Genomic DNA, 19,176 nt, shown 5'->3' with positions numbered 1-19,176 from the left:
CGAAGGCGGTGAGTCAGTCGACATATTAATTGACTGACCCACCGCCTTCGCGAGCAAGCCCGCTCCCACATTGATTCGGTATCGGCAGTGGGCTTTTTTTGCCTTAGAAGAACCGCGTCACGCTGATCTTCGCATCGCGGCCCTTGGTGTAGGCGCGGTCGCCGCTCAGGGCCGGGCGGAAGTTGTTGTTGAACAGGTTGTCTACGGTGAAGTTCACCTCGGTACCCTTGAGGTAAGCCTGTTGCGGCTTCCAGCTGGCGAACAGGCCCTGGGTGTTGTAGCGCTTGTTGCCGTACTGATCGTAGAACAGGTCGCCGATGCTGGTGCCCGGCCCGCCGGAGTACTTGTCGCTCGGCAAACGGCGGGTGGCGCCGATGAACTGCCCTTGCCAGCCCACCTGCGCATCCAGGCTCGGGATCTTGGTGCCGAGCACGATCACCCATTTGGTCGGCGGAATATCCCGCGCCCAGACGTCCGGCCCCCATGGGTTGGTGTAGGCACCTTCGTGTTTGCCGGTGGTGTAGGCGAAGGACACCGAACCGAACACGTAGGTAGAGTCATAGAAGCTCTCGGCCTCGAAACCCTTGATGGTCATGCCGCCGATGTTGCGGTAGTTGGACATCGCTCCCGGTGGGCAGGCGCTGGAAATCGTCCCGCCGTTGACCGCCTGGTTCTGGCAGCCCACACCCGTGTTCTTTAAGATCTCGTCCTCGACCTTGTTGTGGAACAACGTGGTACGCAGTTGCAGGTTGTCGCCGTGGGTGAACACGTCGGCGAAGCTCGTGGCGTTGCCCAGGGTGATCGAGGTGATGCGCTCCGGGTCCAGGTCGAGGCTGGTGGCGGTGCGGCTGCCCAGGCCCTGCACTTCATACTGCTCGTCGATCACCGGGGCGCGCCAGGTGCGGCTCCAGTTGGCAAACATCGCCACGTTCGGGGTGATGGTCCAGTACGCCGCGAGGCGGGGCGACCAGCCGGTGTACGTACGGTCGCTGTAGTCGTGGCCGATGGCCGGGTCCGGGCTGCTGTAGTAAGGCGCGTCGTTGGCTTCGCCGCGGTTGCGCACATGGTCATAGCGCATCGACGGGGTAATGGTGACATCGCCCAGCGTCACCGCGTCCTGGATAAAGAAACTGTTGGTGTCGACCTTGCCATGGGGCATGAAGCCCGGCTGGAAATGCCCGTAGTTGTATTTGGCGGTGTTGTAGGCGCCGCCGGGCATCCACATTTCGGTTTCCCGGGTGTGCTTGCGGATTTGCACCCCGGTGGTCACCGCGTGCTGCAACTGGCCGGTGGAAAACAGGCTGACGTTACGTACGTCGAGGTTCTTGTCGTTGTAGGAGGTGTCCATCTTGCGCCCGCCGGTGGCCAGCTGGAAAAACGCCGTGGCGTCACGCTCGTCGGTCTGGTCGGTGTTGGACTCGGAGTACTTGATGGTCAAGTCCACCAGCGGGTTGTCCATCGGCTGGTATTCGTACTTGCTGCTCCAGGTGGTGTCGACGGTGTTGCGGTTGGCCAGGAAGCGTTTCAGCGCGGCTTCGTAGCCATAGCGGTCGATGTTGGCCTGGGTCGGCGGCGTCGGGTAGCTGGCGGCGGAGAAGGGCGTCCAGCGCTGGCTGTTGGAGCGCGAATACGACAGGCCCAGGCTGTGCTCGTCGGTGAAGTGGGCGTTCACCTTGAACAGTTTGCCGTCCACATTCTGCGCGCTGTTGGGCAGGCGCTTGGGGTTGATCGGGTACTGGTTGTTGTCGTTGGGCAGGGTGGCGGCCAGCTTCATGTCGCCGCCGTCGCGCTGGGTCAGGTAGGCGAGGGCGTCGAAGCGCCCGTCGTCGGTGCGCCCGTATACCGCACTGCTGTAGACCTGTTCGTGGTCGTTGCTGGAGTAACCGTACTTGAGCATGGCGCCGCTGTTGCGCCCGTCCTTGAGCAGGTCCGGGGCATCCTTGGTGGTCATGTTGACCGTACCGCCAAAGCCGCCGTTGCCGCTGAACGCCGAGTTGGGGCCTTTCTCCACTTCGATGCTCTTGATCAGCTCGGGCTCGATAAACACGGTGCCTTGCTGGTAACGCTCAAACCCGCTTTTGGTGGCGCCATCGACGGTCAGCGGCACGTCTTCGGCGTCGCCGAAACCGCGGATGTTGATGGTCTGGCCGCCGGGCTTCAGCGAGCCGCCCTGGCTGATGCCGGGCAAGGTTTGCAGCAGGCTGGGGATGTTATTGGACTGGTAACGGTCGATGTCGGCCTGGCTCAGGGTGGAGCGGCCTACGGTGGTGGAGTCGACCTCGTTGCCGGTGCCGATCACGCTCAGGGCTTCCAGCTGGATCGCGCTGCTGTTGGTGGTCTTGCCTTCTTCGGGCCTTACCACGTAGGTGCTGCCGACCTTGAGCAACACGAACTCGCCGTCCTTGAGCAGGGTGCGAATTGCCACTTCCGGTGTGAAGTCGCCGTTGAGCGCCGGCGCCTGGACATTCTTCAGCAGCGTTTCATCGAATAGCAGCTGGATTTTCGCCTGCTGCGCCACCTGGCTCAGGGACGTGGCCAGGGACTGGGCCGGCAGTTGCAGCTTGAACGACTCGGCCTGGGCACTCAGGCTGAAGGCCAGGCAGGCGGCAATGGCGGTGGGTCGAAGAAACAGGTGCGGAACGTGGCAAGGCGCGCGAAACATGAAATCCCCCGAAGTAGCCAAATGGCCAAAAAAGGTGTGCGTATCAAACGCAGACCCGAGGAAGACGCGGCAGGGAAAATAATCCTCATATGCGAATGCAAAATATTCTCAAATAAGAATTTCACGGGATTACTTGCGTGGTTCGATCCTGATATTGCCGTCGGCCAGGGCCACGGTTTTCACCGGGAGCAGGGCGGGCAGGGCGTTGAGCAGAGCGTCCGGGTCGTTCACATCCAGATTGCCCGAGACCTTCAACTGCGCCACCGCGCTGTCCACCAGCAACGGCGCCTGTGGCCGGTACAGGCTCAGTTCATCCATCAGGCTGGCCAGTTCGCGATTGCGAAACGACACGTGCCCGCCGCGCCAATCGGCGACCTCGCCGGCGGTGAGGGTTTGCTGCTGCAGGGTGCCCTTGGCATAACTGAACGTGGCGCGCTGCTGGGCGGCGAGCAACGTGGCAGGCACCTTGCCATCGGCATCGAATGCTACTTGGCCGTGAGCCACGCTGACCACCAGTTGCTGCTTGCTGCGCCGCACATCGAAGCCGGTGCCGACCACTCGCACATTGGCCTCGCCGGCCTGCACGAACAGTGGCCGCTCCTTGTCGGCGGCCACCTCGATATACAACTGGCCCTGATCCAGATGCACGAGGCGCTGGTGACTGTTGAAGTCCACTCGCAGGCGCGTGTTGGCGTTGACGTACAAGGTGCTGCCGTCGGGCAGGTGCAGGGTGCGCATACCCTTGGTATGGGCCGCGACCTGGGCGTGGAACAGTTCGCGCGGGGCACCAAGATTGCTTGCCAGCAGGGCACACACCAACCCGGCAGCGACCGCCATAGCCGGGCGCCACACGGACTTTTTGCGGGTGGGCAGCGGTGTCGGTTTATTCAGTTGCTGTAACTGGGCCAGGTCGGCCCACAGCTGTTCGAATTCGGCATAGGCGCGAGCATGGGCCGGCTCGGTCTGCCAGGCGGCAAACGCCTTGCGGTCGGCGCGACCGACGTCATTGCGGTTACGCGCAAACCAACTGGCGGCCTGGGCATCGATGGAGTCGCTGGCCTCGATGTCACAGGTGTCGATGTCGCTCAGGCGGGTCATTCTGGCTGCTCCTTGCCCTGTTCTTGTTGAAGTCGCTGCTTGCAATGCAGCAGGGCGAAGGCGATGTGCTTTTCCACCATGCTGATCGAGACGCCCATGCGCTCGGCGATCTGTGCCTGGCTCAGGCCTTCGAAGCGGTGCAGCATAAGGGCTTCTCGCCTTCTGGGCGAGAGTTCAGCGAGGACTTCTTTCAACTGTTGCAGGCGTTGCAAGCGTTGCGCGGCGGCCATGGGATCGTCTTGCGAGTTGCTGATCAGCGAGGCATCCAGTTCGGCCTGTTGCTGGTGGACGGTCTGCCGCACCTTTTGTTTGCGCCAGTGATCACGCAGCAAATTGCGCGCCATCTGGAACAGAAACGCCCGTGGCTGCTCGACCTTGGCCTGGTCGCGATAGTCCAGCCATTGGGTGAAGACATCCTGGGTCATGTCTGCCGCGTCGCTGGCGTTGTCCGTGCGTTTGCGCAGAAAATGCAGGATATCTGCATAAAACCCGCGAAAGGCATCGGCCGACAGCGGGTCTGGCTTGGGACGAGACATGGATATCCTTCTTGATGAAGCACGACGTGGAAAAGTCGCGAATGATATCGAGAACTATTGTTATTTGTCTTTATTGAAATTCTGGAGGTGGATGCAGGCTAAATGTGGGAGCGGGCTTGCTCGCGAAGGTCGTTAACGATGACGTTGCCATCCTGATTCAACGCGGCGCCCTCAGGTTTTTCGCGAGCAAGCCCGCTCCCACATAAAAGCAGTTCTGCTTTCGCTCTTGCCCTTGCCCTTGCTTCTAACACTCAGGTCGGCTTTCAGGCCGCCGTGTTCTTGATCTGTTTTTGATCTTGATCTGCGGGCCCCGTTAACCACGATGGCCGGAGTGCGGGCATGCCGAGCCTAAGCGAGGCACCGAGTGGTGTACTTGTGGGGCGTTTGCCAAAAGTGACCCGCTGTACGAGCGGAACCGTAAGCAGCCGTTACCGCAGCAACGGATATGTACACCCCACCCACTCCAATCATCAGCGTTCTACCGCCACCGAAAGCCCCGAATTCCCAAGCGCATGACTGCGCGCATCAAAAAAACGCAACTCCACATCCATCCCCTCAAACAGCTCCGCAAAACGCCGCTTCTGCTGCTGAATAAACCCCGCACTGCGGCCAAACACCGAAATCGCCAGGGTCCTGACCTTCGCCTGTCGAATCGCCTGCACAAGATGCACGTCCTGCGCACCCAGGTGATGCCCGAAGATGCACAGCCCACCCTCATGGCTCAACAACTGCTCATAACAGAACGACAAATAGTCAGAGCTGCGAATGGTTTTGAGCTTCTCCTCAACCTTGCCCTCGCTGACAAACAACGGCACATCATCCAGTGTCTTGATGGTGTTATTGATCGCAAAACTGCTGAGCAACGTGCTGTCGGTGGTCGGCAATTTACGCGCCGTACCGTCGAGGTTGCGCACCAGGTGCAGGCCACCATGCAGATACAGAATGCGCGTGTTATCGGTGGCGGTATTACGCAGGTCAAAGCTCGCATCGGCGCTGCGAAACAGGTCGTCGATACCCGGCGCCTGCAGGATCGCCCAGTAGTTGAGCAGGTCGTAATTGCTGGTGAACACCGTCGGGTAACTCGCCAACTCTTGATGAATGGTCGCCAGCGTCGAAGGCTTCACCAGCCGCCACGGAATGTGCACGCTGTGGATCGTGTTGATCAGCGCTTCCTTGATTGCGTAGTAGCGATTACGCGGCGCCGCTGAGCTGACCGCCAGGGCCTTGTTGACCCGGCTGGTGGTTTTCAGCGCGCCCAGCACCTGCTCGAAGCTGCGGGTTTGCATCGCGTCAAACACGCTGAGTTCGGATTGGCTCAGAGGTTTTTCTTCCACGGTGCGGGCGTTTTCGAACAGCGAGTCGTAGGCAAAGTCTTCCCACACTGCGCGGCTGGCGCCGTTGCCGATCAGGATCGCGCTGAAGGCGGTACTGCTGCGCAAGGCGTTCCAGTCTTCTAGGTGGGCATCAAAATCCTGGGAATCCTTCATTGCGGCGGGTCTACTCAAAATCGGCTGGGCGGTGACTTTATCACGAGCGGGCGTTGATCCTGGTCAAGATGCCGCAGGCAATCGGAGTCGATGCTGTAGGCATAACGACTCCCGAGGATTCACCATGAGCAGCACGTTCTTCATCCCCGCCGTCAACATCATGGGCATCGACTGCCTCGACGAAGCCATGATCGCCATCCGCAATTACGGTTTTCGCAAGGCACTGATCGTCACCGACGCAGGCATGGCCAAGGCCGGCGTGGCCAGCATGATCGCCGAGAAACTGGCGATGCAAGACATCGACTCGGTGATCTATGACGGCGCCAAGCCCAATCCGAATGTCGACAACGTCGAAAAAGGCCTGGCACTGCTGAAGCAGAGCGCCTGCGATTTTGTGGTGTCCCTCGGTGGCGGCTCACCCCATGACTGCGCCAAGGGCATTGCCCTGTGCGCGACCAACGGTGGGCACATCGGCGACTACGAAGGCGTCGACCAGTCGGCCAAGCCGCAACTGCCGCTGGTGGCCATCAACACCACCGCCGGCACCGCCAGCGAAATGACCCGTTTCTGCATCATCACCGACGAAACCCGCCACGTGAAAATGGCCATCGTCGACCGTAACGTCACACCGCTGCTGTCGGTCAACGACCCGGCGCTGATGGTCGGCATGCCCAAGGGCCTGACCGCCGCCACCGGCATGGACGCACTGACACATGCGATCGAAGCCTACGTGTCCACCGCGGCCAACCCGATCACCGACGCCTGCGCGATCAAGGCCATCGAGCTGATCAGCGCCAACCTGCGGATTGCGGTACGCGACGGCCAAGACATGGCCGCCCGGGAGAACATGGCGTATGCGCAGTTCCTCGCCGGCATGGCGTTCAACAATGCTTCCCTGGGGTTCGTGCACGCCATGGCTCACCAGTTGGGCGGCCTGTACGACCTGCCCCACGGCGTGTGCAATGCGGTGCTGTTGCCCCATGTGCAAAGCTTCAACGCCAGCGTCAGTGCCGAACGGCTGAGCCATGTGGCCCGGGCCCTGGGCGCCGACATCAAAGGCACGTCGGCGGAAGAGGGCGCCCAGGCAGCCATCGTGGCGATTCGCAGCCTGTCCCAGGACGTGGAAATTCCTGCCGGGTTGCGCGAGCTGGGCGCCAAGTTGCAGGACATCCCGTTGCTGGCGAGCAACGCACTGAAGGACGCCTGCGGCCTGACCAACCCACGGCGGGCGGACCAGCGTCAGATTGAAGAGATCTTTCGCAGCGCGTTTTGATCGGGACAGCGGCAAGCTGCAAGCTTCAGGCAACAAGCTGCTAAGGTGTGAGCCTTGCTGCTTTTAACGTGAAGCTTGCGGCGTGATGCTTGCCGCTGAGGTCCCCCCTATGAGAGTTCTGCTATTCGGCGCCACCGGCATGGTCGGCCAAGGCGTGCTGCGTGAGTGCCTGCTGGCCAGTGACGTGCAGGAAGTGGTGGCTGTCGGCCGTACCGCGCTGACCCAGGAACACGGCAAGCTGCATCAAGTGCTGCACGCTGACATGCTTGATTTCCAGCCCCTGGAGCATCTGCTGCAAGGCTTCGATGCCTGCTTCTTTTGCCTGGGCGTCTCTTCGGTGGGCCTGGACGAAGTCAAGTACACCCACTTGACCTACGACTTGACCCTGGTGGCCGCCAGCACCCTGGCTCGGCTTAACCCGCAGATGACCTTTATCTACGTGTCCGGCGCCGGAACCGACAGCACCGAAACCGGCAAAACCATGTGGGCACGAATCAAGGGCAAGACCGAGAACGCCTTGCTGCGTCTGCCGTTCAAGGCGGTGTACCTGTTCCGTCCCGGCGTGATCCAGCCGCTGCACGGCGTGCGTTCGAAAACCCCGCTCTACCAATCCCTTTACACCGTCACCGGCCCGCTGTTGTCGTTGCTGCGTCATGTGCGGCCGGCCTGGGTGGTGAGTACGGAAACGGTTGGCCGCGCGATGCTCTCGGCAGTCCGGCACGGCGCACCTCTGCCGGTGGTGGAGCAGGCCGATATCAATCGCCTGGCCACCGAGCGCGCCTAGATGCTGCACAAAAGTCTGGTGCGTCGCCTTGACCTGATCACGCTGCAACTGTTCGTGGCGGTGCATGAAGAAGGCACGCTGACCCGCGCCGCCGCACGCGAAGCCATCGCGGTTTCGGCGGCCAGCAAGCGGTTGATGGAGTTGGAACAGGTGCTGGGTGTGAGCCTGTTTGTGCGCCAGGCCAAGGGCATGCAGCTCACGGCTGCTGGCGAGACCTTGCTGCACCATGCGCGGCAGATGCTGTTCAACGTCGAGAAGATGGGCCTGGAGTTGGGCGAACATAGCCACGGCGTGCGCGGTTATGTGCGGATGCTGGCGAACCTTTCGGCGATCATTCAGTTTCTGCCTGAAGACTTGCGCGACTTTTCCGCGCTGCATCCACAGGTGAAAGCTGACCTGGAAGAGCGGCCCAGCAATGGCGTGGTCCAGGGCGTGATCGATGGTGTCGCGGACCTGGGCATCTGTTCCAGCGACACCGACACCAAAGGCCTGCCCGGCGTGACCTATCGCCGGGACAAGCTGGTGGTGCTGATGCCGGCGGATCATCCGTTGGCGACGCGCAAGGCACTGGCTTTTGTCGAGACGCTGGACAGCGACTATGTAGGGCTGCACTCCGCCAGTTCGATCAACATGCGCACCCATGCGGCGGCGCGGGAGGCGGGCAAGGTGTTGCGCCTGCGCATCCATGTGCCGGGCTTTGATGCGATGTGCCGGATGGTCCAGGCCAATATGGGCATCGGCATCCTGCCGCAAAAGGCTTATGAATTGTTTGGCCGGGCCCTGGGTTTGCACGCGGTGCCGCTGACGGATGCATGGTCGGACCGCAGCCTGATTCTGGTGGTGCGTGATGAGGCGCAGTTGTCGCCGGTGAGTCGGTTGTTGTTCGATTATTTGCGTCGGGAGCAGGCGTAAGCAAATACCCTGTGGCGAGGGAGCTTGCTCCCGCTGGAGTGCGTAGCGCTCCCTGGATTTTGGGGCCGCTTCGCGCCCCAGCGGGAGCAAGCTCCCTCGCCACAACCAGCCTCTACTCAAGCCTTCGCATTTGGCGAACGCTCGTTGCCAACTGACGGTTGGATTTCTATTGCTCGCGTCCTCTAGCCTTGGCCCACATTCCAAGAACAAGAGGTACACCCCATGACGGCTCCCCTGAGCGGTATCAAGGTGATCGAGATCGGCACCCTGATTGCTGCGCCGTTCGCCGCCCGGCTGATGGCCGAATTTGGCGCCGAGGTGATCAAGATCGAAGCCATGGGGCAGGGCGATCCGCTTCGCAAATGGCGAAAGCTGCATGAAGGCACGTCGCTGTGGTGGTACCTGCAATCGCGTAACAAGAAGTCCCTGGCACTAGACCTCAAGTCTGCAGAAGGCCTGGAACTGGTCAAGCAACTGCTGGGCGACGCCGACGTATTGATCGAAAACCTGCGCCCCGGCGGCCTGGAAAAACTCGGCCTCGGCTGGGACGTGCTGCACGCCCTCAACCCCAAGCTGACCCTGGTGCGCATCTCGGGCTACGGCCAGACCGGCCCTTACCGCGACCGCCCGGGCTTCGGTGCCATCGGCGAGGCCATGGGCGGGATTCGCTACACCACCGGCAACCCGGATTCGCCACCGGCGCGAGTGGGCGTCAGCCTCGGCGATTCCCTGGCTTCGTTGCACGGCGTGATCGGCGCACTGATGTCGCTGCTGCGGGTCAAGACCGGCCAGGGCGACGGCCAGATCGTCGACGTGTCCCTGGCCGAAAGCGTGTTCAACCTGATGGAAAGCCTGGTGCCCGAATACGACATGCTCGGCCATGTGCGTGAACGCAGCGGCGGCGCCTTGCCGGGCATCGCACCGTCCAACACCTACCTGACCGCCGACGGCGCCTACGTGGTGATCGCCGGCAACAGCGACCCTATCTACAAGCGCCTGATGCTCGCCATCGGCCGCGCCGACCTTGCCGAAGCGCCCGAGTTTGCCCACAACGACGGCCGCGCCGCCAAAAGCGGTTTGCTCGACGCCGCCATCACCCACTGGACCAGCAGCCTGCCCATCGACCAGGTGCTCAGTGCCCTGGAAGCCGCCGAAGTACCGGCAGGGCGCATCTATTCAGTGGCCGATATCGTCGCCGACCCGCACTACCAGGCCCGCGACATGCTGCTCAGCGCCGACCTGCCCGGCGGCCTCACGGTGAAGATGCCCGGCATCGTGCCCAAGCTGTCGGAAACCCCCGGCGCCGTGAATTGGCAGGGCCCGAGTTTGGGACAGCACACGGATGCGATCCTCGGCGACCTGGGCTTGAGCGGTGCCGATATTCAACGCCTGAAAACCTCTGGAGTGGTGCAATGAAAAACTATTCCGATGCCTTGATCGTGCAGGAAGTCTCGCCTCGGGACGGCCTGCAAATCGAGCCGACCTGGGTCGAGACCGCCGACAAGATCGCGCTGATTGATCAACTGTCCCTGGCCGGTTTTTCCCGGATTGAAGCCGGTTCGTTTGTTTCGCCCAAGGCCATTCCCGCGTTGCGCGACGGCGAGCAGGTGTTCCAGGGCATCACCCGCCGCCCCGGCACTATCTATGTAGCGCTGATCCCCAATCTCAAGGGCGCCCAGCGCGCCATCGAGTCCCGGGCCGATGAGTTGAACCTGGTGATGTCCGCCAGCCAGACCCACAACCTGGCCAATATGCGCATGCGCTGCGAAGCCTCGTTGGCGGCGTTAGGCGACATCGTGAGTTTTGCTGCCGACTATCCGGTGCGCCTCAACGGCAGCATCGCTACCACCTTCGGCTGCCCGTTCGAGGGCCGGATCGATGAGGACCGCGTGCTGCAATTGGTCGATGCCTACCGCGAGCTGGGCATACAGGGCATCAGCCTGGCGGACACAACCGGCATGGCTAATCCGCGTCAGGTCGAGCGCTTGGTCACGCGCGTATTGGAACGTGTTCCGGCGAGCGACCTGACCCTGCATTTCCACAACACCCGCGGGTTGGGTTTGTGCAATGTGCTGGCCGCCTACGAGGCCGGTGCCCGACGTTTTGATGCGGCGCTGGGCGGCCTTGGCGGTTGCCCGTTTGCTCCCGGCGCGTCGGGAAATATCTGCACCGAAGACCTGGTGAACCTGTGTGAGGAAGTCGGGATTCACACCGGCATCGACCTGCCACACCTGCTGCACATGTCGCGGCAATTGCCGGTCTTGCTGGGCCATGAGCTGCCAGGCCAGGTAGCCAAGGCCGGGCGCAATTGCGACCTGCATCCACCACCGGCCTATATCGCCACCTTGTAAACCGCCACCAGACAACAAAAACAATCGGACGCCTGCGAGCAGTCCGCTGGAGAGAAACAATGAGCCTTAATACGTTGGAGGCCGGCGTGCGCCCGGCCGCTGAACACGATGCTGAAAAAGCCCTGGTCAGCAAGGTCGCCTGGCGCCTGATGCCGCTGATCATGGTCTGCTATCTGTTCGCGTTTTTTGACCGCATCAACATCAGCTTTGCCAAGTTCCAGTTGCAGACCGACCTGAGCCTGAGCGACACCGCTTACGGCCTGGGCGCTGGGCTGTTTGTGGTCGGTTATGTGATCTTCGAAGTGCCGAGCAACATGATGCTGTACAAGGTCGGCGCCCGTCGCTGGATCGCGCGCATCATGATGTCGTGGGGGCTGGCGACGGCGGCGATGGTGTTCGTCACGGCTGAATGGCAGTTCTACGGGCTGCGCTTCATCATCGGCGCGATGGAGGCGGGGTTCGCGCCGGGCGTGTTGTATTACCTGACCTTGTGGTTCCCGCAGCACTACCGTGGGCGTATTACTTCGATGCTGTTCCTGGCGTCGGCATTTGCCGGGCTGGTGGGGGCGCCGTTCTCCGGGCTGGTGCTGGAACACCTCGATGGCGTGTTGCAAATGCGCGGCTGGCACTGGTTGTTTTTGCTCGGCGGTTTGCCCTGCGTGGGCCTGGGTTTCCTGGTACTTAAACTGCTCAAGGATCGTATCGAGGATGCCCATTGGCTGACCCCGTCGGAGAAGACTTTGCTGGCCAGTCGCATTGCCGTACATGAACCCCACAAGAGTGGCGGCTCATTGCTGGCGGCGTTGCGTATTCCCGGCTTCCTGATGCTCGGCTTTATCTATTTCCTGATTCAGGTGGCGTCCTACGGCCTGAACTTCTGGGCGCCGCAACTGATCCGCAGCGCCGGTACCCAAAGCCCGGTGATGATCGGCCTGCTGACGGCGATTCCCTACGTCTGCGGGGCGATCAGCATGGTGGTGATCGGGCGTTTGTCCGACGCCACCGGCGAACGTCGCAAGTTCGTCAGCGGCCTGGTGGCGCTGGGAGCGGTGGGGTTCTTCTGTGCGGGGATCTTTGCTGATCACACCACGTTCCTGATCGTTGCCCTGAGCCTGCTGGGCGCCGGGATCATCGCCTCGATTCCGACGTTCTGGACCTTGCCGCCGAAGTTGTTGGCCGGTGCCGGTGCGGGCGCGGCGGGCGGGATTGCGGTGATCAACACCCTGGGCCAGTTCGGCGGCATTGTCAGCCCGGTGATGGTCGGCCGGATCAAGGACCTCACCGGCAGCACCACGCCAGCGCTGTATGTCATCGGCGTGTGTGCGCTGATCGCGGCGGCGCTGTTGCTGTGGGGCTTGCCGCAAAAGTTGCGCACCCTCGACAAGCACTGATCAGCCGGCGGTCACCAGTGATCGGGTGGGCGTGGCGCTGAATTGAATCAGTGCCACACCGCCGATCAACATCAACGCCCCGATCAACCGGGGCGCGGTCAGTTGGCGCTCCACCAGCCCGAACAGGCCGAAGTGATCGAGCATCAACGACGCGATGATTTGCCCGGCCATCGCCAGGGCGATAAACCCCGAAGCGCCGAGCTTGGGCATCAGGATCAGCGCCAGCGAAATAAAGCACACGCCGAACGCACCGCCGCTCCACATCCACAGCGGCGCCTTGGTGATAAAGCCAAGGTTGGGCAGCGGCAGGCGCAAGGCCAGGATCACCGGTAGCAACACGATGATGCTCACCAGCAGCGAGGCTAGGGTGGCCCATAAGGGATGGCCCAGGCCGCGTCCCAGGTTGGCGTTGATCGCACTTTGAAACGGCACCACCGCCCCGGCGAACGCTGCCAACAGCAACACACCTACCCAATGCAACGTTGTCATCATCAATCTCCCAGAGGTTTTGCTGGACTCTAGGCTATTCGTCACGCAAATTTAAATTCCAAGTTCTTATGCAGAACATGCAGCTAATGAATGATCTTCGACGTATCGACCTCAACTTGCTGGTGATCCTCGACGCGTTGCTCAGCGAGCAGCACGTGACCCGCGCCGCCGAGCGCCTGCACTTGAGCCAGCCGGCTGTGAGCCACGCACTGGCGCGGTTGCGGGATTTGCTCGGGGACCCGTTGTTAGTGCGCCAGGGCAGTTCGTTGGTGCCCACCGCGCGCGCTCTGGAATTGGCGATGCCGCTGGCGGAAGCGTTGGCGCAGGTGCAGGCGTTGTTGGCACCCAATCGCTTTGATCCAGCCTCGGCCAAACGCACCTTTCGGGTGGCCATGTCGGACTACAGCGCGGCGATTTTTCTGCCGGGGCTGGTGCGCACCTTGCGCCGGGAAGCGCCGGGGATTGATTTGCAGATTATCCAGGCCAGTCGCGAGGGCATGCTTGATGGGGTGCTCAATGGCGATATCGACCTGGCCGCCGGGGTGTTTCCCGACATGCCTGCGGAACTGCGTAGTACGCCGCTATTTGAAGAGCATTACGTGTGCCTGGTGGACCGTGATAGCCTGCCGCAAAGCGGTGTGCTTGACCTGCCCACCTACCTGGAGCGGCCCCATGTTTTGCTGGAAATGCGCGGCAGCGGCACGCCGGAAATCGAACGGGCGCTGACGGCGATTCGTGAGCGACGGCACGTGGCTATCAGCTTGCCCCATTGGGGTGTGGCGCCGCAGTTGATCCAGGGCACGGACCTGATCCTTACCGTGTCGTCTCGCGGGCTGCTCAACATTGATCACGAGCAACTGCTGGCGGTGCCGCCGCCGTTTCACATTCCGTCGTTTGCGTTTGTGCTGGCGTGGCATTCGCGACGGGGTGGGGACCCGGCGTTGCAGTGGTTGAATGGGCAGGTGCAAGGTGTATTGTCTGAGCGCGTTTGATAAACACAGTGTTTAAGGAAGAACTCCATGCTCTCAGGCCTCAATCACCTGACCCTCTGCGTCACCGACTTGAACCGCAGCATCAGTTTCTACAATGAGCTGTTGCAACTGCGCCTCGACGCCAGCTGGGACAAGGGCGCCTACCTGTCGCTGCCGGGACTCTGGTTATGCTTGTCCTTAGCGTCACTAAGTACACCTGCTGCCGGATACACCCACTATGCGTTCACCGTTGCTGCCGAGGACTTTGCCTCAGCGGTGGCCCGCCTGCGAGCCGTCGGTGTAGCCGAATGGCGCGACAACCGCAGTGAAGGCGCCTCGTTCTATTTCCTTGATCCTGACGGTCACAAACTCGAAGTCCACGTCGGAGATCTGGCCTCGCGCTTGCAAGCCTGTCGCGACAAGCCGTATGCAGGAATGAAGTTTTATCCGTAGCAGCAGAACAGGCAGAATCCTCCCAGGCCCATGCGTTACCGGGCCTGTTTGGCGGCAAGGCCTGACGACCGTTCGTCGCACCGGCAAGTTTTTTCTAAACCTTTACCGCCCTGAAAATTCAGATTCAGGGCGGGGCTCGTTTCCCTGCACCTGTTTTTTACCTGGAGGAACCCATCATGAGCCGCATGGCTATCCGGTTACGCACCGCCAGTTTCGCGATGCTGCTGGGCCTCGGCGCCAGCAATGCTTTCGCCCAGTCGCCTGCCGATTTCATCGAGCAGGCTTCGGCCAAGGGCATGGCCGATATCGAGACCAGCCGCATGGCACACGCCAAGACTTCGTCCCAGGAGATCAAGGACTACACCATCGAAGTCATCAATGAACGCACCCTGGCCAATCAGCACTTGGCGGCCATTGCCAAGAAGCTCGATTTGCCGGTAGCGCCACGGGACAAGATCGTCGACAAGGCCGAATCGCTGATGCCGGAGCTCAAAGACGGCGATTCGTTTGACGCCGCCTACACCGCCCAGCAGATCAAGGCCAATGAAGACGCGATCGCCTTGTTCAAGCAGGAAGGCGCCGAGTCCGATATCCCGGAAATAAAGGCGCTGGTGGACGAGACCCTGCCCAAGTTGGAAGAACGCCTGGAGAAAGCCCGGGCGCTGGCGTCGACTTATGGAAAAGGTCACCAAGGCGACGGTTGATCGTCTTGAGTACCCCATAAAAAACGGCGGCTGGATCACTCCAGCCGCCGTTTTTTTATGCCTGGTTCAAGTCGGTCTTGGGCCGGTCACTGTCATCCGGTGTTTCGGTGACCAGGGTGGTAACGGTGATGGATTCACTGTCGCCGATGGTCTTGTATTCCTTGCGCAATTTCTCAAGCTGCTTGCGATCCATGCCATCGAGGCTCAACACAGCGTTTTGCGCGTCCTTGGTGGCACGCAGCAGTTCGTCGATCTTGATATGCAAAATGTCGTTGTCGCGGTTTTGCGTGTTCTGAATCAGGAACACCATCAGGAAAGTGATGATGGTGGTGGAGGTGTTGATGATCAGCTGCCACGTGTCGTTGTAGTGGAAATAAGGCCCGCTCAAACTCCACAGGAAGATCAACGCCACCGCCGCGTAGAACGTGCGGGCACTGCCTGCCCAGCGGGACAGGGACTGTGAGACTGCGGAGAATTTCATGACCGTTTTCCTTAAAGGGTGGGTGATGAAAATACTGACCGCAGGCGTGCTCTGAAATTTCTTTTTACAATTGTAGGATTGAACAAAGTTGTACATTGTTCTGTTGGGCCTTCAGGCGTGCTCCTCCAGCGCCAACAGATACTGCTTGGCCTCAAGCCCGCCGGCGAACCCGGTCAACCCGCCCGATGCACCAATTACCCGATGGCACGGCGCAACAATCGAAATCGGATTGCGCCCGTTGGCCGCACCTACCGCACGCACCGCCTTGGGGTTACCGATCTGCGCGGCGATCTGGCTGTAGCTGCGGGTTTCACCGAACGGAATGGTCAGCAGTGCCTGCCAGACCTTCTTCTGGAAGTCGGTGCCGGCAAAGTCCAGTTCCAGCTCGAAACGGTTGCGGGTACCGGCGAAATACTCCTTCAACTGCCGCTCTGTTTCCTGCAGCACCGGGCTGTTGTTGGCCTCTTGCAGGGCACCCAGCCGAACGCGGTTGGGGCGCTCTTTTTCCCAGAGGATGGCAGTGAGTTTTCCGTCACGGGCGACAAGCGTCAGTTGGCCGACGGGGGAGGGCATCAGGGCGTATTCATAGGACATGGTCGGGCTCCTTGAGGGTGTATGGCGCTACTGTAGATTCGCCGGTCCATGGTGGAACTACGTTTCTTGCGGTTGAATTCGCACCGGGAATAGACGCTCCAGTAAAGGCTCCCGTAGCTTGCCTGAGTGCCGTTACCGGTCCTGTTGCAACACCTTGAGCGCCGCGGACGCAAGAAACCCCGAACGGCTTTTTTCTTCCGGATGATGCAGTACATATTCATCAATACGGTTCAGTAGGTATCCGGGCAACGTGATGTTGAGTTTCTGCGCCTTGCCCAGGTACTTGGTGACATCAATATCCACCACCGCCCAGATGCAGCCGGCATATTGCGGGTTGGCTGCATGAAGGGTGACTTTCTGCGCGGTGGGAATGGGCGCACCGTCTTCTGCAAGGATCTCGAAATGGCCTTCGATCGCTTCGTGGGCCATTGCCATAGCATCGTCGAGATCGTCTCCGGCGGAGAAGCAACCGGGAATGTCCGGGACTTCCACACCCCAGGCGTGGTCCTCGTCACCGGTTGAAATTGCGATTGGGTACAGCATGCTTGTTGTCCTCCACGGACGTGTTAGCTGAGCAGAGCCTGTTTCAAAATGCTCTTTGCGGTCTTGTCCAGCAGGTCCTTTTTAGGATGGGGAATCGTCACCAGCCCCGGCTTTGTCGGGTGCTTGAAATGGTGGTGGCTGCCTCTGATTCGCACCAGATACCAGCCGTCCGCGACGATATGACCTATCAAATATCGGCTGTCCACATCACCTCCTTGTGGTGTGTGTTGGTGGTGACTATAACCACTGAAAATAAATTATCAACACTCTGCCTACCAGCGGTCGATGACCGATGTTTCTGTAGGTGGCGTATGCAGTGTATGAGCGCGTGGGCGCGCTGCAGGACGGAGGTATTGCGAGGTTTTTCGGCAGAAGCGTCAGGCTTGCTGGCGAGCCTGTAACAACTCATCAATCACCGTCAAAAATGCCGTGACCATCAAGCTGCGTCCATCAGTACGCGTTAGAACAAGCAACTGCGCATACGCATCCGGATCCACCAACGGCCGATACGTCACGCCCTTATTCATCAGACTCTGAGTGCACGCCGGCACCAACGCCACACCTTGCCCTGCCGCCACCAGCGCAATGATCGAGGTGATCTGCCGCCCCGATGGCCCGGCACGCAGTGGCAAACCCTTACGCCGGTAGAGCTGCTCAATGGACTGGTTAAGCCCCGAGCCGTAATCGGCCGGAAACAGAATCAACGGATACGCACTCAACTGCGCCAGGCTGACCTCGGCCTGGCTGGCCAACGGGCTTTCGCCGGACACCGCCGCCACCAGCCGCTCCTCACCCAACGACAACGTCTGCACCTGCGTCTGCCCGGCCAAGGGCAGCAAGCGGCTCAGGCCGATATCCAGGCGGCCATCAGCCACCTGCGCGCCCAGGCTACCGGAGGCGCATTCCACCAGTGTCAGTTGCACATCCGGGAAACGTTGGGCGAAGGCTTGAATCGCCTGGCTGAACAAATCCGACAGGGCAATCGAACTGACGTAACCCAATGCCAATTGCCCAGCGGTACCTGAGGCCAGTTTGCCGGCGATGACTTCGGCGAGGTCGACCTGCTCCAGCACGGCCCGTGCATAAGGCAGGAACGAGCGGCCTTGGGCGGTAAGTGAAACCGTACGGCTTGTACGGTCGAACAGGCGAAACCCCAGTTCAGCCTCCAGCGCGGAAATCTGCCGGGTCAACGGCGGCTGGGCCAGGTGCAGGCGAATGGCGGCGCGGCCGAAGTGCAATTCTTCGGCGACGGTCAGAAAGTAACGCAGCTTGCGTAGGTCGAGCATCCTGGCCCCAGGGTATTGATCGGTCCGAAATCGGTATTGGTCTCGGGTGTGCGGGTCATTTTATAAAGGCCTCAGATAATAAAACGAGAGGTTTCATGAAACCGCGCCTGCATTGTGCCCGTCTTGCCCTGTTCCTGTGTGGCTGCGCGGCGTTTCTGAACCTCTACGCCACCCAGAGCATTTTGCAGACCGTCGCCACCAGCTTTCAGGTGAGCGCCAAGGCGGCGGGTTGGAGCATTACCGTCACCACCTTGGCGGTGGCGATGACCGCGCCCTTTGTCAGCCGCCTGACCGGGCGTTTTGAGCAGCGCACGGTGATCTCGGTTGCCGCGTTGTTGCTGGCTGTGCCGGCGCTGATGACCGCCCATGCCAACAGCTTTGCCGAGCTGCTGGCGTGGCGGTTTATCGAAGGGATGCTGATACCCGTGGTATTCGCCACCAGCGTGGCCTACATCGGTGATCGCTGGCGCGGCGGCACCGTGACCGAAGTCACCAGCCTCTACGTGGCCGGCACCGTGCTCGGCGGGTTTGCCGGGCGCTTCGTTACCGGCGTGATGACCGAGTATGTCGGCTGGCGTGAAGCCTTTGAGTTATTGGCGGTGTTGAGCCTGATGGTGGGCGGGTTTATTCAGTTTTTGCTGCCGGACAATCGGCCTCGGGTCGCGCGGGTTTCGACCACCTGGGCCGATGTGCTCGGCACCCCGTTGTTGGCTGCCTACGCCGTAGGATTTTGCGTGCTGTTCTCCCAAGTGGCGACGTTTACCTACGCAGGCCTTTACCTCAGCCAAGCCCCCTTCGACCTTGGCCCGGCGGCGCTGGGAACGATCTACATGGTGTTCCTGCTGGCACTGGTGGTGATCCCGATCGCCGGGCGCCTGAGCAAATCCCGCCCGCAATCCGAACTGCTGACGGCTGCTGCGGCGCTTGGCGTCTGCGGCTCGGCGCTGACCTTATTGCCGTCCCTGTGGTGCATCGTGCTGGGCCTGGCCCTTAGCTCCACCGGCGTATTCCTCGCCCAGGCCGCCGCCAGCGCGTTCACCACCGCCACTGCCCGCCACAACAAAGCGGGTGCCGTGGGCCTGTACCTGACCTGCTATTACCTGGGCGGCAGTTTCGGCGCCATCGTCCCGGCGCTGATCTGGGGGCGCTGGGGTTGGGTGG

General features: G+C 61.1%; 20 protein-coding genes. 10 read left to right on the top strand and 10 right to left on the bottom strand.

Annotated features, from left to right (window positions below):
* Positions 1–103: 103 nt before the first annotated feature.
* The 4 genes from CEC48_RS28385 to CEC48_RS28370 all read right to left on the bottom strand — a co-directional run bounded on the left by CEC48_RS28385 (position 104) and on the right by CEC48_RS28370 (position 5,783).
* A complete protein-coding gene (locus CEC48_RS28385; protein WP_088426782.1) occupies positions 104–2,662 on the bottom strand; it encodes a TonB-dependent receptor in 2,559 nt (852 codons plus the stop codon).
* A gap of 129 nt (positions 2,663–2,791) precedes the next feature.
* Positions 2,792–3,760 carry a FecR domain-containing protein gene (locus CEC48_RS28380; protein WP_088426780.1) on the bottom strand — a complete coding sequence of 323 codons (969 nt, stop codon included), beginning with the start codon at positions 3,758–3,760 and terminating at the stop codon, positions 2,792–2,794.
* Complete coding sequence (locus CEC48_RS28375; RefSeq protein ID WP_088426778.1) at positions 3,757–4,296, bottom strand: RNA polymerase sigma factor; 540 nt, start codon at positions 4,294–4,296, stop codon at positions 3,757–3,759. Before CEC48_RS28375 ends, CEC48_RS28380 begins: the two co-directional genes overlap by 4 nt.
* A 470-nt stretch (positions 4,297–4,766) precedes the next feature.
* Entirely contained in the window at positions 4,767–5,783 is a 1,017-nt protein-coding gene (locus CEC48_RS28370; protein ID WP_088426776.1) for a DUF4917 family protein, read from the bottom strand.
* 124 nt (positions 5,784–5,907) lie between these two features.
* On the opposite strand from CEC48_RS28370, the gene yiaY reads away from it, so the two are divergent.
* The 6 genes from yiaY to CEC48_RS28340 all read left to right on the top strand — a co-directional run bounded on the left by yiaY (position 5,908) and on the right by CEC48_RS28340 (position 12,494).
* Complete coding sequence (gene yiaY, locus CEC48_RS28365; protein ID WP_088426774.1) at positions 5,908–7,056, top strand: L-threonine dehydrogenase; 1,149 nt, start codon at positions 5,908–5,910, stop codon at positions 7,054–7,056.
* A 109-nt stretch (positions 7,057–7,165) separates the two neighbouring features.
* Positions 7,166–7,840, top strand: a complete 675-nt coding sequence (locus tag CEC48_RS28360; RefSeq protein WP_088426772.1) for an NAD(P)H-binding protein — start codon at positions 7,166–7,168, stop codon at positions 7,838–7,840.
* On the top strand, positions 7,841–8,752 hold the full coding sequence (locus CEC48_RS28355; RefSeq protein ID WP_088426770.1) for a LysR substrate-binding domain-containing protein: 912 nt from the start codon (positions 7,841–7,843) through the stop codon (positions 8,750–8,752). It begins immediately after the preceding gene.
* Positions 8,753–8,974: 222 nt separating this feature from the next.
* Positions 8,975–10,168: a CaiB/BaiF CoA-transferase family protein gene (locus tag CEC48_RS28350; RefSeq protein WP_088426768.1), complete on the top strand. Its 1,194-nt coding sequence runs from the start codon at positions 8,975–8,977 to the stop codon at positions 10,166–10,168.
* Complete coding sequence (locus CEC48_RS28345; protein WP_088426766.1) at positions 10,165–11,103, top strand: hydroxymethylglutaryl-CoA lyase; 939 nt, start codon at positions 10,165–10,167, stop codon at positions 11,101–11,103. Before CEC48_RS28350 ends, CEC48_RS28345 begins: the two co-directional genes overlap by 4 nt.
* A 59-nt stretch (positions 11,104–11,162) precedes the next feature.
* Positions 11,163–12,494 (top strand): MFS transporter, encoded by a 1,332-nt coding sequence (locus CEC48_RS28340; RefSeq protein WP_088426764.1) that lies wholly within the window; start codon positions 11,163–11,165, stop codon positions 12,492–12,494.
* Here CEC48_RS28340 and CEC48_RS28335 read toward each other — a convergent pair whose 3' ends face one another.
* Positions 12,495–12,983, bottom strand: a complete 489-nt coding sequence (locus tag CEC48_RS28335) for a DMT family transporter (protein ID WP_088426762.1) — start codon at positions 12,981–12,983, stop codon at positions 12,495–12,497. It abuts the gene before it with no gap.
* Between the two features lie 68 nt (positions 12,984–13,051).
* Between CEC48_RS28335 and CEC48_RS28330 the strand changes: the two genes are divergently transcribed.
* The 3 genes from CEC48_RS28330 to CEC48_RS28320 all read left to right on the top strand — a co-directional run bounded on the left by CEC48_RS28330 (position 13,052) and on the right by CEC48_RS28320 (position 15,111).
* Positions 13,052–13,975, top strand: a complete 924-nt coding sequence (locus CEC48_RS28330; RefSeq protein WP_088426760.1) for a LysR family transcriptional regulator — start codon at positions 13,052–13,054, stop codon at positions 13,973–13,975.
* A gap of 27 nt (positions 13,976–14,002) precedes the next feature.
* Complete coding sequence (gene fos / locus CEC48_RS28325) at positions 14,003–14,407, top strand: fosfomycin resistance glutathione transferase (protein WP_088426758.1); 405 nt, start codon at positions 14,003–14,005, stop codon at positions 14,405–14,407.
* Between the two features lie 176 nt (positions 14,408–14,583).
* A complete protein-coding gene (locus CEC48_RS28320) occupies positions 14,584–15,111 on the top strand; it encodes a DUF4142 domain-containing protein (RefSeq protein ID WP_003212082.1) in 528 nt (175 codons plus the stop codon).
* A gap of 55 nt (positions 15,112–15,166) precedes the next feature.
* On the opposite strand, the gene CEC48_RS28315 is transcribed toward CEC48_RS28320, so the two are convergent.
* The 5 genes from CEC48_RS28315 to CEC48_RS28295 form a co-directional block, all read right to left on the bottom strand.
* Positions 15,167–15,592, bottom strand: coding sequence for a low affinity iron permease family protein (locus tag CEC48_RS28315; protein WP_088426756.1), 426 nt, complete (start codon positions 15,590–15,592; stop codon positions 15,167–15,169).
* 111 nt (positions 15,593–15,703) lie between these two features.
* A complete protein-coding gene (locus tag CEC48_RS28310; RefSeq protein WP_088426754.1) occupies positions 15,704–16,186 on the bottom strand; it encodes a methylated-DNA--[protein]-cysteine S-methyltransferase in 483 nt (160 codons plus the stop codon).
* A gap of 132 nt (positions 16,187–16,318) precedes the next feature.
* Positions 16,319–16,729 carry a type II toxin-antitoxin system HicB family antitoxin gene (locus CEC48_RS28305; protein ID WP_088426752.1) on the bottom strand — a complete coding sequence of 137 codons (411 nt, stop codon included), beginning with the start codon at positions 16,727–16,729 and terminating at the stop codon, positions 16,319–16,321.
* Positions 16,730–16,752: 23 nt separating this feature from the next.
* Positions 16,753–16,935 (bottom strand): type II toxin-antitoxin system HicA family toxin, encoded by a 183-nt coding sequence (locus tag CEC48_RS28300; RefSeq protein ID WP_003189411.1) that lies wholly within the window; start codon positions 16,933–16,935, stop codon positions 16,753–16,755.
* A 171-nt stretch (positions 16,936–17,106) separates the two neighbouring features.
* Entirely contained in the window at positions 17,107–18,015 is a 909-nt protein-coding gene (locus tag CEC48_RS28295; RefSeq protein WP_088426750.1) for a LysR family transcriptional regulator, read from the bottom strand.
* 95 nt (positions 18,016–18,110) lie between these two features.
* On the opposite strand from CEC48_RS28295, the gene CEC48_RS28290 reads away from it, so the two are divergent.
* The coding region (locus CEC48_RS28290) for an MFS transporter (protein WP_141099721.1) at positions 18,111–19,176 on the top strand (1,066 nt) is incomplete at its 3' end.

It is taken from the genome of Pseudomonas sp. K2I15 (assembly GCF_002204795.1).
Lineage (GTDB): Bacteria > Pseudomonadota > Gammaproteobacteria > Pseudomonadales > Pseudomonadaceae > Aquipseudomonas.
This window is presented reverse-complemented; position numbering and strand designations above follow the sequence as displayed.